This is a genomic window from Halomonas sp. DP1Y21-3, from assembly GCF_019801245.1.
Lineage (GTDB): Bacteria > Pseudomonadota > Gammaproteobacteria > Pseudomonadales > Halomonadaceae > Halomonas > Halomonas litopenaei.
The window spans coordinates 464149-480460 of record NZ_JAHVJM010000003.1; the positions used below are offsets into that span (position 1 = coordinate 464149).

The 16312-nt window shown below is 66.7% G+C and carries 13 protein-coding genes; all 13 read right to left on the minus strand.

Annotated elements, in window-relative coordinates:
• Positions 1 to 68 precede the first annotated feature (68 nt).
• On the minus strand, positions 69 to 1625 hold the full coding sequence (ahpF, locus tag KUV74_RS10795; RefSeq protein ID WP_108132020.1) for an alkyl hydroperoxide reductase subunit F: 1557 nt from the start codon (positions 1623 to 1625) through the stop codon (positions 69 to 71).
• A gap of 336 nt (positions 1626 to 1961) precedes the next feature.
• Positions 1962 to 2525: an alkyl hydroperoxide reductase subunit C gene (ahpC, locus tag KUV74_RS10800; RefSeq protein ID WP_045992348.1), complete on the minus strand. Its 564-nt coding sequence runs from the start codon at positions 2523 to 2525 to the stop codon at positions 1962 to 1964.
• A 221-nt stretch (positions 2526 to 2746) separates the two neighbouring features.
• Positions 2747 to 3448, minus strand: coding sequence for an RNA polymerase sigma factor FliA (locus tag KUV74_RS10805; RefSeq protein ID WP_108132021.1), 702 nt, complete (start codon positions 3446 to 3448; stop codon positions 2747 to 2749).
• A gap of 22 nt (positions 3449 to 3470) precedes the next feature.
• Positions 3471 to 3905 (minus strand): flagellar protein FlhE, encoded by a 435-nt coding sequence (locus KUV74_RS10810; protein WP_108132022.1) that lies wholly within the window; start codon positions 3903 to 3905, stop codon positions 3471 to 3473.
• A gap of 2 nt (positions 3906 to 3907) precedes the next feature.
• Positions 3908 to 5989, minus strand: coding sequence for a flagellar biosynthesis protein FlhA (gene flhA / locus KUV74_RS10815; protein WP_108132023.1), 2082 nt, complete (start codon positions 5987 to 5989; stop codon positions 3908 to 3910).
• A 49-nt stretch (positions 5990 to 6038) separates the two neighbouring features.
• A complete protein-coding gene (gene flhB / locus KUV74_RS10820) occupies positions 6039 to 7217 on the minus strand; it encodes a flagellar biosynthesis protein FlhB (RefSeq protein ID WP_108132024.1) in 1179 nt (392 codons plus the stop codon).
• A 161-nt stretch (positions 7218 to 7378) separates the two neighbouring features.
• The gene (gene cheZ, locus KUV74_RS10825) at positions 7379 to 8041 is read right to left on the minus strand and encodes a protein phosphatase CheZ (RefSeq protein WP_108132025.1); all 663 of its coding nucleotides are present in this window, start codon (positions 8039 to 8041) and stop codon (positions 7379 to 7381) included.
• Between the two features lie 26 nt (positions 8042 to 8067).
• The gene (cheY, locus tag KUV74_RS10830) at positions 8068 to 8457 is read right to left on the minus strand and encodes a chemotaxis response regulator CheY (RefSeq protein ID WP_045992353.1); all 390 of its coding nucleotides are present in this window, start codon (positions 8455 to 8457) and stop codon (positions 8068 to 8070) included.
• Between the two features lie 41 nt (positions 8458 to 8498).
• The gene (locus KUV74_RS10835) at positions 8499 to 10217 is read right to left on the minus strand and encodes a methyl-accepting chemotaxis protein (RefSeq protein WP_315900778.1); all 1719 of its coding nucleotides are present in this window, start codon (positions 10215 to 10217) and stop codon (positions 8499 to 8501) included.
• A 41-nt stretch (positions 10218 to 10258) separates the two neighbouring features.
• Positions 10259 to 11317, minus strand: coding sequence for a chemotaxis response regulator protein-glutamate methylesterase (locus tag KUV74_RS10840; protein ID WP_045992355.1), 1059 nt, complete (start codon positions 11315 to 11317; stop codon positions 10259 to 10261).
• A gap of 69 nt (positions 11318 to 11386) precedes the next feature.
• Complete coding sequence (locus tag KUV74_RS10845; protein ID WP_222516297.1) at positions 11387 to 12259, minus strand: CheR family methyltransferase; 873 nt, start codon at positions 12257 to 12259, stop codon at positions 11387 to 11389.
• Complete coding sequence (locus KUV74_RS10850; protein ID WP_222516298.1) at positions 12256 to 14403, minus strand: methyl-accepting chemotaxis protein; 2148 nt, start codon at positions 14401 to 14403, stop codon at positions 12256 to 12258. Before KUV74_RS10850 ends, KUV74_RS10845 begins: the two co-directional genes overlap by 4 nt.
• 92 nt (positions 14404 to 14495) lie before the next feature.
• Positions 14496 to 16256 (minus strand): methyl-accepting chemotaxis protein, encoded by a 1761-nt coding sequence (locus tag KUV74_RS10855; RefSeq protein ID WP_315900780.1) that lies wholly within the window; start codon positions 16254 to 16256, stop codon positions 14496 to 14498.
• Between the last annotated feature and the right edge of the window lie 56 nt (positions 16257 to 16312).

The following is a 16312-nucleotide window of genomic DNA, read 5'->3' on the forward strand; positions in this document are numbered from 1 at the left end:
CACCGCGGCCAAGAAAGCCAGACGGTGTCTTCAGGGAACACGGCTTTGTCGTGGTCGAGGGCTCGACCTTACTGACGAATCAGGTAGTCGAAGGCGCCGAGGGCGGCGGTGGCACCTGCCCCCACGGCGATGACGATCTGCTTGTAGGGCACGGTGGTGACGTCGCCGGCGGCGAAGATGCCGGGGACCGAGGTCATGCCATGGGCGTCGGTGATGATCTCGCCGCGCTCGGAGAGCTCGATCGGCGAGTCCTTGAGCCATTCGGTGTTGGGCACCAGGCCGATCTGCACGAACACACCTTCCAGCTCGACCTGCTTGAGCTCGCCGCTGGCGCGCTCTTCATAGCTCAGGCCGGTGACGCGGTTGCCGTCGCCGTTGATCTCGGTGGTGCGGGCACCGGAGATGATCTCGACGTTGGGCAGACTGCGCAGCTTCTTCTGCAGCACGGCGTCGGCACGCAGCTCGTCCATGAACTCGAACAGGGTCACGTGGGCGACGATGCCGGCCAGGTCGATGGCCGCCTCGACGCCGGAATTGCCGCCGCCGATGACCGCGACGCGCTTGCCCTTGAACAGCGGGCCGTCGCAGTGCGGGCAGTAGGCCACTCCGCGGTTGCGGTACTCGGCCTCGCCGGGCACGTTCATCTCGCGCCAGCGGGCGCCGGTGGCCAGGATCAGCGTCTTGGCGCGCAGGCTGGCGCCGGAGGCGAAGCGCACCTCGTGCTCGCCGCCCGGCTCGCTTGACGGCACCAGAGCTTCTGCACGCTGCAGGTTCATGATGTCGACGTCGTACTGCTTGACGTGCTCTTCAAGCGCGGTGGCAAGCTTGGGCCCTTCGGTCTCCTGCACCGAGATGAAGTTCTCGATGGCCATGGTGTCGAGCACCTGGCCACCGAAGCGCTCGGCGGCGACGCCGGTGCGGATACCCTTGCGCGCGGCATAGATGGAGGCGGCTGCTCCGGCGGGACCGCCGCCGATGGTCAGCACCTCGAAGGACTCCTTGGCGCTGATCTTCTCGGCTTCACGCTTTTCGGCGCCGGTGTCGACCTTGGCCAGGATCTGCTCGAGGGTCATGCGGCCCTGGTCGAAGGGTTCGCCGTTGAGGTAGACACTCGGCACCGACATGATCTCGCGGGCCTCGACCTCGTCCTGGAACAGGGCGCCGTCGATGGCGTCGTGGGAGATCCGCGGGTTGAGAATGGCCATCAGGTTCAGCGCCTGGACCACGTCCGGGCAGTTCTGGCAGGACAGCGAGAAGTAGGTCTCGAAGTGCATGTCCGCGTCCAGCGCCTGGATCTGTTCGATCACCTCGGCGCTGGCCTTGGGCGGATGCCCGCCGACCTGCAGAAGCGCCAGTACCAGTGAGGTGAACTCGTGACCCATGGGGATGCCGGCAAACACCACCCCGGTGGGGGCGCCATCACGATAAAGGGCGAACGACGGCGTGCGTGGGTCCGTGCCTTCGGTGGACAGGCTGATGTGGCCGCTGAGCGCGGCGATGTCGCTGAGCAGGCCGTGGAGTTCCCTGGACTTGTCGCCGTCATCGAGGGTGGCGACAAGCTCGAAGGGGCGGGTGACACGTTCGAGATAGGCTTTCAGCTGTTGCTTGAGAGAGTCGTCCAACATGACAGCGGCAATCCTGATAAAAATCGGAAAATGGTGGTCTGCGGCGGGGGCGTAGTGCCGGTATCGGCGAACTGGCCGATCATTGGGCCGCAGAATCCCCACCGGGCCGAAGGACCCGATCTCGCATAAGCGACTGGTAGGACGACCGAGACGAACGACCCGGTGGGGAAAAGGGTGTCACCTCAGGGGTGACGGGCGCCTCTGGCGAGGCGCCGTGACTGCGACAAGGGACACTAAGGCTGAGTCAGCCAGCCTTGGCGCAGTCACATCTTGCTCAAGACACTTTCGGTCAAGTGTCAGATCTGGCGGACAAGTGCCAGATCTTGCGGACAAGGCTTAGATCTTGCCGACGAGGTCCAGGGACGGCGCCAGGGTCTCTTCGCCTTCTTTCCACTTGGCCGGGCACACCTCGTTGGGGTGGGCGGCGACGTACTGGGCAGCCTTGACCTTGCGCAGCAGCTCTTCGGCGTTGCGGCCGATGTTGCCGGCGTTGATCTCGACGATCTGGATCTTGCCCTCGGGATCGATGACGAAGGTGCCACGCTCGGCCAGGCCGTCTTCCTCGATCAGCACCTCGAAGTTGCGCGAGATGGTCAGGGTCGGGTCGGCGATCATCGGGAACTGCAGCTTGCCGATGGTCTCGGAGCTGTCGTGCCAGGCCTTGTGGGTGAAGTGGGTGTCGGTGGAGACGCTGTAGATCTCGACGCCCAGCTTCTTGAATTCTTCGTAGTTGTCCGCCAGGTCACCAAGCTCGGTCGGGCAGACGAAGGTGAAGTCGGCCGGGTAGAAGAAGACGATGCTCCACTGGCCTTTCATGTCGTCGCTTGAGACGTCGACGAACTCGCCGTTGTGGTAAGCGGTGGCCTTGAACGGCTTGACTTCGGTGTTGATCAGGGACATTCCCGTCTCCTTTGAGCGATGGGTGTATTGTCTGAAGACAGGGCTCACCTTACGCAGAAACGAGCAATTGGATAAATTGAATGGTCCGATAATCCTGATAAGAGATGGCTATGGGGTGGCTGTTCCCTCTAGTCGGCCGCTCTTTCTAACCTGCCGTTTTGCCAGTGGTCTTCTTCTTTCGTTTTCTTCTTTCGCTTTCTTCGCTGAGTTGTCGGAGCGGCTCAGTGCTCGCTTAATCGCGCGCGCAGTCGGCTCACCGCCTGGCTATGGATCTGGCACACCCGGGACTCGCTGACCCCCAGCACGGCGCCGATCTCCTTGAGGTTGAGTTCCTCCTGGTAGTAGAGCGCCATCAGCAGTTTTTCCCGCTCGGGCAGCTCGGCGATGGCGGCGACCAGCGCCTCGCGGCGTTCGCCGTCGAGCAGTTCGGCCAGCGGTGCCATGCCGATCTGGTCACTGAAGCGATGCTCGTTGCCTTCGGCGAGCAATTCCTCGAAGGGCATCAGCTGGCCGTTGTTGACGTCGCTCAACAGGCGTCGGTAGCTGACCAGGTCCATGTCCAGCGCCTCGGCGATCTCGTGTTCCTCCGGGGGGCGGCCGAGGCGCTGCTGCAGCTCGCGGGTGGCCTCGTCCAGTGCCCGGGCCTGGCGGCGTACGCTGCGCGGCAGCCAGTCGCGGCTGCGCAGTTCGTCGAGCATGGCGCCGCGCACCCGCTGGCTGGCGAAGGTCGTGAACTGGGCGCCCTGGCTTGCATCGAAGCGCCCCAGCGCCTCCAGCAGGCCGACGATGCCGGCCTGGATCAGATCATCCAGGTCGACCCCGGCGGGCAGCTTGACCTGCAGCGCCAGGGCCTGGCGACGCACCATGGGGAGGTAGGCTTCGAGCTGGGACTGATGCTCCATTCTGCCTTGTGCGGTGTACATGGCACTTTCCTCTGGGACAGCCTCAACGGTGGTTGACGATCACGCTCATGCCGTCGACAACGAGCGGCGACTCACCATCCAGGAGACGGAAACGAAAGACGAAGGGGCCGGCGGCGTCGAGGCCGGCGAAGTGTTCGGTGCTGCCGTGGGCGGCCTTCAGGCGCAGGCAGCGCTGTCCATGGCACAGGCGACCCTGCAGGCGGGCGCCAGGCGCTGTGCGATAGCGCCACACCACCCGCTCGATCACGCCCTCGACGCTGGCGGAGGGCGGCGTCAGCGGTCGCGACGACTGGTCGAGCTGGCTCGAGGCGACGGTCATGCGCGGGGCGTTGGCGGTCCAGGCACCGGGGAAGCCCTGGGCGCCGCTGGCGATCAGCCACAGCGCCAGCAGGGCGAGTGTCGCCAGGCGTCTCGGCGTAATCCGGGTTCTCCGGGCAAGGATCAAGGCTGGGAGCATGGTCACATCCCCCCGACCTGATGGGTGACGCGCAGCATGCGGTCGTCGGGGATCTCGGCCTGGGACATCACCACCAGGTGGCGCAGACGGCGGCGCAGGAAGCGTGCCAGCACCGGGCGCAGGCTCGGGGTGACCACCAGCACCGGCGGCTCGCCGGTGGCCTCGTGGCGGCCCAGCGCCGCCTCGGTCTGGTCCATCAGGGTCTGGGCCAGGCCCGGCTCCAGGGCGCCGTTGCCGTTCATGGCCTGGTGCAGCACCTGTTCGAGCTGGGGCTCGAGGCCGATGACGTTGAGCGATTCCTGTCCGGCGAACCACTGCTGGGTGATGGCGCGGCCGAGCGCGATGCGCACCAGGGCGGTCAGCTCGGTGGGGTCCTGCTGATGGGGTGCGTGCTCGGCCAGGGTATCGAGGATGGTGCGCAGATCACGGATCGACACGTCCTCGTCCAGCAACTGCTGCAGCACCCGGGTGAAGGCGGTCAGCGACAGCGCCTTGGGCACCACCTCCTCGACCAGCGACTTCTGCTCTGCGCTGAGCTTGTCGAGCAGCTTCTGCACCTCCTGGCGCCCCAGCATCTCGGAGGCGTGGCGGTGCAGCAGGTGGTTCAGGTGGGTGGCGACCACGGTGCTGGCGTCGACCACGGTGTAGCCGTAGACCTGGGCGCGTTCGCGCTGGCTGGCGTCGATCCACACCGCCGGCAGGCCGAAGGCCGGGTCCTGGGTCGGGGTGCCGTCCAGCTCGCCGGACACCTGGCCGGGGTCGATGGCTAGCCAGCGCCCGGGCCAGGCCTCGGCGCGGCCGATCTCGGCGCCCTTCAGGGTGACCCGGTAGGTGGAGGCGTCCAGCTCCAGGTTGTCGCGGATATGCACCACCGGTGGCAGGAAGCCGACCTCCTGGGCGAACTTCTTGCGCACGCTCTTGATCCGACCAAGCAGCTCCCCCTGTTGGCGCGCGTCGACCAGCGGAATCAGCCGGTGGCCGACCTCCAGGCCCAGGGTATCGACCAGCTGGACGTCGTCCCAGCTCGCCTCCGGGGCTTCCGGGGGGGGCGCCGGGGCGGTGCTTTCCTGCTCTTCGACCAGGCGCTTCTCGGACTGGCGGGTCAGCCACCAGGCCAGGGTCGCAAGCAGTACGGTAAACAGCAGGAACACCAGGTTGGGCATGCCCGGCACCAGGCCCAGCAGGCCCATCACCCCGGCCGCCAGGATCAGCACCTTGGGATTGACGAACAGCTGGCTGATCATCTGCTGGCCGACGTCCTGGTCGGTGTTGACCCGGGACACCGTGACGCCGGCGGCGGTGGAGATCACCAGCGCCGGGATCTGGGCCACCAGTCCGTCGCCGATGGTCAGCAGGATGTAGGTGCGGGCGGCGTCGGAGAAGGCCATGTCGTACTGCATCAGGCCGATCATCAGCCCGCCCAGCACGTTGACCACCATGATGATCAGGCCGGCCATGGCGTCGCCGCGCACGAACTTGCTGGCGCCGTCCATGGAACCGTAGAAGTCGGCCTCCTGGGCCACCTCGGCGCGCCGCCGCTTGGCGTCTTCCTCGCCGATAAGACCGGCGTTGAGGTCGGCGTCGATGGCCATCTGCTTGCCCGGCATGGCGTCGAGCATGAAGCGTGCGCCCACTTCGGCGATGCGCCCGGCGCCCTTGGTGATGACCATGAAGTTGATGATCACCAAGATCAAGAACACCACCAGACCCACCGCGAAGTTGCCGCCGACCAGAAACTGGCCGAAGGCCTCGATGACCTTGCCGGCGGCGTCGCCGCCTTCGTGGCCATTCATCAGCACCACCCGGGTGGAGGCCACGTTGAGCGATAGCCGCAGAAGGGTGGTGAACAGCAGCACCGCAGGGAAGGCGGCGAAGTCCAGCGGCTTTTCGGTGAACATGCTGACCAGCAGCACCATCACCGCCAGGGCGATGTTGAAGGTAAACAGCACATCCAGCGCGAAGGGCGGCAGCGGCAGGATCATCATCGCCAGGATCATGATGATCAACAGCGGGCCGGCCAGCACCTTCATCGGGATCTCGGCCATCCAGTCGCGGCGGGTCAGGTACTGGGACAACGGCTTCATCCGTGGTCTCCCGCCGGGCTGGCGATGGCGCTGTGGTCAGGCGCTGGGGTCATGGTTGTCTCTCGTCTGCTGTCACATTGCGCTCTGGCGTGGAGGCGGCCACGGCCAGTTCGGCGGGCACCTGGATGGATTCTGGGGCGGGCGGCGGCGTCTCGCCTTCGCTGGCGGCGCGTTTGAGGCCGAAGGCCCAGGCCAGCACCTCGGCCACCGCGGTGTAGAGTTCCATGGGAATCTCGCGATCCAGGTCCACGTGGCGGTACAGGGTGCGCGCCAGGGGCGGCGCCTCGAGCAGTGGCACGCCGGCCTCACCGGCCAGCTCGCGGATGCGCGCGGCCACCGCGTCGGCGCCCTTGGCGACGACCCGTGGTGCGCCCATGCTGCCTTCGCGGTAGCTCAGCGCCACCGCGTAGTGGGTGGGGTTGGTGACCACCACGTCGGCGTCGGGCACCTGGCTCATCATGCGGCCTCGGGCCATGGCCTGCTGCTGCTGGCGGATGCGGCCCTTGACCTGGGGGTCGCCCTCGGACTCCTTGTGCTCCTGCTTGATCTCTTCCTTGCTCATGCGCAGCTTCTTGGCGTGGCTCCATAGCTGGTAGGGCACATCGATCAGGATCACCACCACCAGGGTCAGCACCATCAGCGCGCTGGCCTCGGCGGCCAGCTTCATCGATGCCGCCAGCGCCGCGGCGATGGGCAATTCCATCAGGCTCAGCGCCTCGCCCCGATGCAGGTAGACGAAGCCCAGGCCGACACCGCCCACCAGCACCGACTTGGCGATGGCCTTGCCCAGCTCCGCCAGGGCGTGGGTGGAGAACATGCGCTTGAGGCCCTTGACCGGGTTCAGCTTCGACGCCTGGGGCTTGAGTGCCTTGGCCGATACCAGCCAGCCGCCGAGCAGTGCCGGCGCCACCAGCGCGATCAGGGTCAGCAGCAGAAACAGCGGAATCAGGCTAAGCAGGGTGCGACTGCCCAGGTCCAGCGCCTGGGACAGCATCGGCATGGTCTCCATGGCCTCGCGGCGCTCGAACAGGAAGGCCTGCTCCATCACGCTGCCCAGCTGGCCGTAGAGCATGGCACCCATGGACCACAGCCCGACCACGCCGCCGAGCAGCAGCATGAAAGTGGCGAGTTCCCGCGAACGCGCTACCTGGCCTTCCTCGCGCGCCTTCTCAAGGCGTCGCGGGGTGGCCTCTTCGGTCTTTTCCTGATCGCTGGAGCTGTCGGCCATGGGGGATCAACGGGCACAAGTTCTGGTATGGCCCATTGTCCCTTGGGCAGGCCAGTTCAAAGGCCCGAAAAGGTGACGAGAAAGAGGGCTTACCCCCTGATGGGGGAAGCCCTGTCTGATCCCGGGAAGGGATGGTAGGCGCGCGGCCCTCGGCGAGGCGGCTAGAAACCCAGTTCGTCGAGCAGGTCGTCGACCTGGTCCTGGCTCGCCACCACGTCGCTGCTCTCAGGCTTGACCTGGGGGCCGTTGAGCAACGAATCCTCGTTGCGCCGGCGCAGGCTTTCACGGGCTTCGCTCTCGGGCACGCTGTCGATCAGCACCTGCACCAGCTGGTCCTCGATCTCGCGGATGACGTCCATCATGCGCTTGATCACCTGGCCGGTCAGATCCTGGAAGTCCTGGGCCATCAGGATCTCCAGCAGCTCCTTCTGGGTGGCCTGGGTGTTCTCCGGCACCATCGTCAGGTAGGCACGGGTGTCGCTGACCAGGTCGCGGGCCTCGTCGAGCTCCTTGGGGGCGTCGAACCACTGCTGCCAGCGATCGTCCAGCGCCTTGGCGTGTTCGCTCAGACTATCCTGCAGCGGCTGGGCGCGGTCGATGGCGTTGAGCGAGCGTTCTGCCGCCTGTTCGGTCATGGTGGCAACGTAGCTAAGGCGGTCACGGGCGTCGGGGATGGCCTCTGCGGCCTTTTCGATCTCCTTGTCCAGGCCCAGCTCGCGCATGCTTTCACGCAGCATGCGGGTCAGTTGGCCGATGCGCTGGACCAGGTCGTCGCCCTGGGCGTTGGGCCCGGGGGCGGCGCTGGCGATCTGCTGTTGTGTCATCGTTGTCTCCTCGTGGCGCCAGGGCGTCACATACCGAGCTTTTCGAAGATCTTGTTGAGTTTTTCTTCGAGGGTGGCGGCGGTGAACGGCTTGACCACGTAACCGTTGGCGCCGGCTTGCGCCGCGGCGATGATGTTTTCCTTCTTGGCCTCGGCGGTCACCATCAGGACCGGCAGTGACTTCAGGGCATCGTCGCCACGGATGGCCTTGAGCATCTCCAGGCCGTCCAGGTTGGGCATGTTCCAGTCGGAGACCACGAAGTCGAAACCGCCTTCACGCAGTTTTGCCAGGCCGTCCTGGCCGTCCTCGGCCTCTTCCACATTGGTGAAGCCCAGCTCCTTGAGCAGGCTGCGCACGATGCGGCGCATGGTGGGAAAGTCGTCCACCACCAGGATGCGCATGTTCTTGTCGGCCATTGATACGGGTCCTCGTCGTCGTTATCGCTTGGGGTGGAGGCCTAGAAGGCCTCCCATTCGGTTTCGTCGTGTCGCTGGCTCGCGCGGGCCTCGGGCTCGCGGCGACCATCGCTGCTGTCTGTGCTGCGGCCATCGTCATCGAGGTCGTCAGGGACGCTGCCGGTGCTCGCGGTCAGCGACTGCCCCGGCGCGCTTGCCAGCGCCACGGGGCTATCTGTCTCGAGCCCTGCTGGCAGGCGGAACACCTCCACCTCGGCGGCCAGCTGGCGCGCCTGCAGTGCCAGGTCTTCGGCGGCGCGTGACACCTGCTGCACTAGCGAGGCGTTCTGCTGGGTGGTCTGGTCCATCTGTACTACCGCCTGGCCGATCTGTCCGATGCCGTCGCTCTGCTCGCGGGAGGCCACGGCGATCTCGTCGACGATGTCGAGCACCCGGCGCACCGAGCTGACCACCTCTGCCATGGTCTCGCCGGCCTGGCGGGCGAGTCGGGTACCACCGTCGACGCGGCTGGTGGAGGTCTCGATCAACGACTTGATGCGACCGGCGGCCTCGGCGCTGCGACTGGCCAGGCTGCGGACCTCGCCGGCGACCACCGCGAAGCCGCGGCCCTGTTCGCCGGCCCGTGCCGCCTCCACCGAGGCGTTGAGCGCCAGGATGTTGGTCTGAAAGGCGATGGCGTCGATCATCCCGGTGATCTCGCTGATCTGGCGCGAGTCCTGGCTGATGGTTTCCATGGTCTCCACCACCTGGCTGACCACCTGGCCACCCTGCTCGGCGGTGGTTGAAGCCTGGCTTGCCAGATGGCGTGCCTGGCCGGCGTTGTCGGCGTTCTGGGACACCGTGGTGGTGAGCTGCTCCATGCTGGCGGCGGTCTGTTCGATGGAGGCCGCCTGCTGTTCGGTGCGGGTCGCCAGATCGACATTGCCCGAGGCGATCTCGTGGCTGCCGCTGGCCATGCGTGTGCCGCCCCGGCGAACCTCGCTGACGGTCTGGCCAAGCTTGTGCTGCATTTCCTGCATGGCGCGAAATAGCTGGCTGATCTCGTTGTCGCCCCGCACCTGGATCGGTCGCGACAGGTCGGCGTGGGCGATGGCGTCCAGGCTCTCCACCGCCCGTGCCAGCGGCTTGATCACCAGGCTTTTCAACAGCAGGTAGGCGCCGGCGATGGCCAGCAGGATCATCGCCAGGGCCGCCAGCTCCAGCCCGCGGTCCAGGCGTGACTGACGCTCGAAGTCGCTGACGATGGTGTTGCCGCGGGCGTCGGCGTAGCTGCTGAACGCATCGAGTGCCTGGTTGAGCTCGGCAAGTTCGGGGGCAAGCGCCAGGCTACCGGCCTCGAAGCCTTCGCTGTTGCCCTCGCGCAGTGCCTCGATCAGCTTGACGGCGCCGTCCATGACCACCGGGTAGCGGTCCTCGATGCGCCCGCCGACGGCCTCGCCCTGGGGGGTGCGCGGCACCGCTGCGAAACGGTCGAAGTGGGACTCGGCACTGACGATCAGCTCCTGGGCCTTGTCCAGCCGATCCAGTTGCTGGCTGGTGGCGGCGACCTCGATCTCCAGCAGTGCCTCATTGAGCAGGGCGTCACCGCGATTGACCGCGTTGAGCTGCTCGACGTTGATGCGGTTGAGCAGCGACAGGGTGTCGGCAGCCTTGTGACTGCTCAGCATGCCGATCCCCAGGCCGATGACCGAGGCGACCAGCAGGCTGGCCAGCATCACGACCATCAGGGTGTGCAGGCGAATATTGCGTAGTAGTGACACGGTGAACTCCTTGAGCGAATACGCCCGTCCCTGGGCGACCATCAGACGCGCTGGGCACGGCCAGCGGCGGCGACCAGCGCGAGAATCCTCGGCGCCACTTCAGGCAAGGCGACGGTTTCGTCCGCCCCTCCCAGGGCGATGGCTTCCCGCGGCATGCCGAACACCACGCAGCTGGCCTCGTCCTGGGCCAGGGTGGAAGCGCCGGCCTGGCGCATCTTCACAAGGCCGGCGGCTCCGTCCTTGCCCATGCCGGTGAGCAGTACGCCCACCGCGTTGGCGCCCGCCAGGCGTGCCACCGAGTCGAACATCACGTCCACCGAGGGGCGGTGGCGATTGACCGGCGGTCCGTCGTGCAGCCGGGCGATGTAGTTGGCGCCACTGCGGGCCAGCTCCAGGTGCATGTCACCCGGGGCGATGTAGGCGTGGCCGGGCAGCAGGCGCTCGCCGTCGCTGGCCTCCTTGACCGAGATCTGGCACAGCCGGTCCAGGCGCTCGGCGAAGGAGCGGGTAAAGCCGCCGGGCATATGCTGGGTAATGATGATGGCGGGGCTCGCCGCCGGCAGCGGCTCGAGCACCTGGCGGATGGCCTCGGTACCGCCGGTGGAGGCGCCGATGGCGACCAGCTTCTCGCTGCCGATGATGGGTGCCGACAGGCGCCTGGGCGGCTCCTGGTTCGGGCGCGTCTGGCGGGGGCGCGAGCGTGCCGCGGCGCGGATCTTGGCGGCGATGTCATTGGCGTAGTCGAGCATGCCGTCGCGGATGCCCAGGGTCGGCTTGGCGACAAAGTCCACCGCACCCAGCTCCAGCGCGCGCAGGGTGATGTCGGAGCCGGCCTGGGTCAGCGACGACACCATCAGTACCGGCATCGGGCGCAGCCGCATCAACCGCTCGAGAAAGTCGAGGCCATCCATGCGCGGCATTTCCACGTCCAGGGTCAGCACGTCCGGGTTATGGCGCTTGATCAGATCCCGTGCCACCAGCGGATCGGGGGCCACCGCCACGACCTCCATGTCCGCCTGGGACTGGATGATTTCCTTCAACAGGTTGCGAATCAGGGCCGAGTCATCGACGCACAACACCTTGATCTTGGGGGCGCTCAAGCAGCTCTCCTAGGGGGATGGGCCAGTATCTGTGTTATCGGCGACCGGAAAGGGATCTTTAGGCGTCGTTCAGCGCCCGGCCAGTCGATAGACGGTCTGGCCACGCAGACGGAAGGCGTCGCTGATCTGGGAGAAGTTTTCCGAATGGCCGGCGAACAGCAGGCCGTCGGGCTTGAGCAGCGGTGCAAAGCGTTCGAGGATCCGCGTCTGGGTCGGCTTGTCGAAGTAGATCATCACGTTACGGCAGAAGATCGCGTCAAACTTGCCTTCCAGGCCCCAGCTCGGGGCGAGCAGGTTGAGCGACTGGAACGCAACACGTTGGCTGACGTCGGGATGAATCCGCGCCATGCCCTCGTGGCGGCCCTTGCCGCGCAGGAAGTGGCGCCGCTTGAGGCCCTCGTCCAGCCGCGCGAGCTGCTCGATGCTGTAGACCCCGGCGCGGGCCCGGGCCAGGGCGTCGGTGTCGATATCGGTGGCGATGACCTCGAACTTGCCGGTATTGCCGCTGAAGACGTCGCTCAACGTCATGGCGATGGAGTAGGGCTCCTCGCCGGTGGAGGCGGCGGCACACCACACTCGGTAACCGCCGGTACGGCCACTGGCGTGCTCGGCCAGCAGCGGAAAATGGTGGGCCTCCCGGAAGAAGGCCGTCAGATTGGTGGTCAAGGCATTGGTGAACGCCTCCCATTCCCTGGCATCCGGACGTCGTTCGAGTCTTTCCAGATAGTCGCTGAAGCGGGTCAGACCATGATGGCGCAGGCGCTTGGCCAGACGGCTGTAGACCATCTCGCGCTTGTGCTCGGCCAGCACGATGCCGGCCCGCTCATGGATCAGCTGACGAATGCGGCTGAAGTCGCGCTCGGTCAGCAGCAGGTCACGCTCGAGCGAGGGGATCCCCTCGCTCGTGCTCCAGCTGCCTGGTGGTGCCAGGGGCTCGTTCAAAAGGCTTCCCACTCCTCATGGTGTGTCTGGGCGGCTGGCGCCGGCTCGCGTCGCGGCGCACTGTCGTCGGTGCGTGGGTCCTGACGCTCGCGCTTCTCTCTCACCGTTTCCTGGGCCGAGCCCTTCAGGCGGAAGGCGCGAATGGCGAAGGCCAGTGCCTCGCTGTGGGCACGCAGCTGGTAGGCGGCGGCGGCGGAGGTCTGGACACGGGCGGCGTTCTGCTGGGTCACCTGGTCCATCTCGGTCACCGCCTGGTTGATCTGGACGATGCCGTTGCTCTGCTCGTTGGAGGCGGCGGTGATCTCCGCCATGATGTCATTGACCCGGGTGGTGGCTTCCATGACCTCGGTCATGGAGGCTTCGGCCTGGCGCACCAGCTCGGCGCCGCCGTCGACCCGCTGGTTGGCGTCGTCGATCAGCCCACGGATCTCGCTGGCGGCATCGGCGCTGCGGCCGGCCAGCTTGCGTACCTCGCCGGCCACCACCGCAAAGCCACGACCCTGCTCGCCGGCCCGGGCGGCTTCCACCGAGGCATTCAGCGCCAGGATATTGGTCTGGAAGGCGATGGCATCGATGGTGGAGATGATCTCCGCCATCTTGCGCGAGCCCTCGGTAATCTCGCCCATGTTGCCCACCAGGCGCTGCATCAGCTCGCTGGTGGCCTGGGTGCGCTCGGCGTTGTCCGAGGCAAGACCACTGGCCTGACGCGCGTTGTCGCTGTTGTGGGCGACGGTGGTGGTCATCTCCTCCATGCTGGCGGCGGTCTGCTGCAGCGACGACGCCTGCTGCTCGGTACGCGCCGACAGGTCCTCGTTGCCCCTGGCGATATCGGCTACCGCCGGGGTGACCTGGCCGATGGCCTTGTTGACGTCGCCGATGATGCTGCCGAGGCTCTTGCGCATCACGTCGAGGCCGGCGATCACGCGGCCCATCTCGTCGCGCCGGGCGCTGGGCACTTCGGCGCCCAGGTTGCCTGAGGCGATCTGCAGGCTGAAACGCTCCACTTCGCGCAGCGGCTTGAGCATGGCACGCAGGGTCAGGCCACCGATCAGCACCAGCAGCAAAAGGCCCGCACCGAGCACCCCGGCCAGCACCATCAGCATGGTCTGCTGCATCTGGCTGGCTTTTGCCGCCAGGGCGTTGGCGGCGGCCTGCTTGTCCTGGATCAAGGTGGTGACCCGGTCGGACAGCGCCTTGCCCTCGGCCTCTACCACACCGATGTGGTTGGGCAGGGCGACGAACACCTCGTAGCTGTCTTCACCCGTGAGGATCTCGATCGACTTGCCCAGGGAGTTCTCCAGGTACTCATTGAGCTGGCGCTCGAAGATGTCGGCCAGGGCGGTCTGGTTGACCTCGCGCTCGCGATAGCGCTCCCACAGTCCGCCGAGGCTCTGCTGGATCACCGAAAGCTCGGCGGCGTGCTCCTCACGCTTGTCCATCAGCGCCATGCGCTCCTTGCCCACCAGCGACGAATACCCCTGGGTGATCAGTTGATCCATGCGCTGCAGGCTGGCCACGTCCTGCAGGCCGTCCTGGTGGATGGACGCCAGATAGCCCACCGACTGACGCTCGGCGTAGAGCCCGATCGCACCGCTGGCCGCCAGCAGCACCGCCGCCACCCCGATCAGCCCGATCAGACGCGCCTTCATGCTCTTGAGGTTCAGCCGTCCCAGGGCGCCGAAAAGCCCGCGCCGGCGCAGCTGGCCCTGGCGCAGGGCGTAGCGGGGGCGGCGCTTGCCGGCGCGGTAGTCGGCGTAGGCGCGCTCGGCCAGGGCGATCTCGTCACTCGATGCCTTGACACGCACCGAGGCGTAGCCGACCACCTCGCCGCCCTCTTCCAGCGGCGAGACGCTGGCCCTGACCCAGTAGTAGTCGCCGTTCTTGCGGCGGTTCTTGACCAGTCCCTGCCAGGTTCTGCCGGCCTGCAGGCACTTCCACAGGTCGGCGAAGGCGGCCGGTGGCATCTCGGGGTGGCGCACCACGTTGTGGTGTTCGCCGATCAGTTCGTCGCGGGCATAGCCGCTGACCTCGACGAAGGCCGGGTTGGCGTAGGTGATCCGGCCCTGGAGGTCGGTGCGGGAGATCAGGAAATGATCGTCATCGAGCACGAATTCCCGCTGGGTGGTCGGTTGATTGTTTCGCATCTTGCCCCCTGCATGGTCGTTTTCTTGTGTGGTTGTCGCGGGTGCTGCCCGAGGTCATTAGGGGTGTCCCCGGGCAGCCCTGAGTGAGGTCGTCAGAACGACTCCCACTCGTCGTCGCTGCTGCTGTCGTGCTGGCTGGTGCTGGTACTGGTGTTGCTGTTGGTCTGGCCGGCTCCGGGTCTTTGCCCGGCGTGGCGGCTGGCCTCGGCGTCGCGCTGGCTCGATCGCAGTGCCGGCATCCAGCGGGCCAGTTCGTCCTGGCTGTGGTCGGCATCGGCCCCGCTGTCGGCCAGCTGGAAGCGGCTCATGGTGGCGGCCAGACGGCTGGCCTCGGCCTCGAGCTGGTTGGAGGCCGAGGCGGCCTGCTGCACCATCTGGGCGTTCTGCTGGGTCACCTGTTCCATCTGGTTGATGGCGTCGTTGACCTGGCCGATGCCGTGGCTCTGCTCGCTGGTGGCCGAGGCGATCTCGTCCATGATGTCGCTGACGCGAGTGACCGAGGTGACCAGTTCCTGCATCACCTGGCCGGCCTCATCCACCAGTTCGGTGCCCGAGCCGACCTGGTTCAGCGAGGCATCAATCAGCTCGCGAATCTCCCGTGCCGCCTCCGACGAGCGGCTGGCCAGCTTGCGCACCTCCTCGGCGACCACCGCAAAGCCGCGGCCGTGCTCGCCGGCACGCGCCGCCTCCACCGAGGCGTTCAGCGCCAGGATGTTGGTCTGGAAGGCGATGGCGTCGATGGTGCCAACGATGTCGGCGACGCGATGAGAGCCCGAGCGGATGTCGTGCATGGTGGTGACCACGCTTTGCATCACCTCGCCGCCGCGGCCGGCGGCGCTGCTCGCTTCGTTGGCCAGTTGGCTGGCCTGGCGGGCGTTGTCGGCGTTCTGGCTGACGGTGGAGGACAGCTCCTCCATGCTCGAGGCGGTCTCCTCCAGCGAGGCGGCCTGCTGTTCGGTGCGGGCGGACAGGTCGTTGTTGCCGCCGGCGATATGCTGGGCGCCCTGGTAGATCAGGTTGCCGCTGTCGCGTACCGCGCCCACGGTGCCGGCCAGCCCCGCCTGCATCTTGGCCAGTGAGGCGTAGAGACGGCCGATCTCGTTGTTGCCGCGCTCGGGAATCTGCAGGTCCAGGCGGCCGGATTCCACCGCCTCGAAGTAGCCGACCAGCCGCCCCAGCGGACGAATCACGTTGACCGTGACACCCCACAGCACGCCGCCGATGGTCAGGGCGGCGACGATCAGCACGGCGACGATGGCCCACTGCAGCAGACCCATGTTCTCGAGGAAGGTGTCGTAGAGCGCGGCGCCGTTGCTCTCGGCGGCGACGAAGAAGTCCACGGCTGACTGGTAGAAGGCGTCGCTGAGCGCGATCAGGCCTTCACGATTCTGGGTGAAGGCGTCGGTGTCGCCCTCTGCCAGCGCCGCCCGCTGCGGGATCAGCCCCTGGTCGATCAGGGCGCGGAAGGCCGCTTCCACCGCGGCGATGCGCTCGGCCTGTTCGGGGCGGCTCGGCAGCGCCATGAACTCGGCGAAGGTGGCCTCCAGGGTGGCCAGGTCGTCGTCGAGGGCAGCCGCTGCCTCGATCAGCGGTTCGCGCTCCTCCGGCCACACCGCGTCGAGCAGTCCGGCCTGGATGTCGCGTAGCTCGAGCTGCAGGAACAGCTGCTGGGAGTTGGCCCGGTTGAGGGCGGATTGCTGGTCGACGTTGACCTCGTTCAGGCGCTGGATCGAGTCTTCGCTGAGCGAGGTGATATAGAGGCCGAGGGCGCTGAGCAGCGCCACCAGCAGGGCGAAGGTGCCCAGTACCAGCGTCCAGCTCAGCCTTACCGTCATGTCATTGAGTCGCTTCACGTGCCTTTCCTGTACGGGCGTCGTTTCAAGGGTCCAGGGACCGGATAGATCGGGAG

Excerpts from the sequence above, each read along its gene's own strand:
- ahpF (WP_108132020.1), bottom strand. The coding sequence starts at position 1,625 with ATGTTGGACGACTCTCTCAAGCAACAGCTGAAAGCCTATCTCGAACGT.
- ahpC (WP_045992348.1), bottom strand. The coding sequence starts at position 2,525 with ATGTCCCTGATCAACACCGAAGTCAAGCCGTTCAAGGCCACCGCTTAC.
- KUV74_RS10805 (WP_108132021.1), bottom strand. The coding sequence starts at position 3,448 with ATGTACACCGCACAAGGCAGAATGGAGCATCAGTCCCAGCTCGAAGCC.
- KUV74_RS10810 (WP_108132022.1), bottom strand. The coding sequence starts at position 3,905 with ATGCTCCCAGCCTTGATCCTTGCCCGGAGAACCCGGATTACGCCGAGA.
- flhA (WP_108132023.1), bottom strand. The coding sequence starts at position 5,989 with ATGAAGCCGTTGTCCCAGTACCTGACCCGCCGCGACTGGATGGCCGAG.
- flhB (WP_108132024.1), bottom strand. The coding sequence starts at position 7,217 with ATGGCCGACAGCTCCAGCGATCAGGAAAAGACCGAAGAGGCCACCCCG.
- cheZ (WP_108132025.1), bottom strand. The coding sequence starts at position 8,041 with ATGACACAACAGCAGATCGCCAGCGCCGCCCCCGGGCCCAACGCCCAG.
- cheY (WP_045992353.1), bottom strand. The coding sequence starts at position 8,457 with ATGGCCGACAAGAACATGCGCATCCTGGTGGTGGACGACTTTCCCACC.
- KUV74_RS10850 (WP_222516298.1), bottom strand. The coding sequence starts at position 14,403 with ATGCGAAACAATCAACCGACCACCCAGCGGGAATTCGTGCTCGATGAC.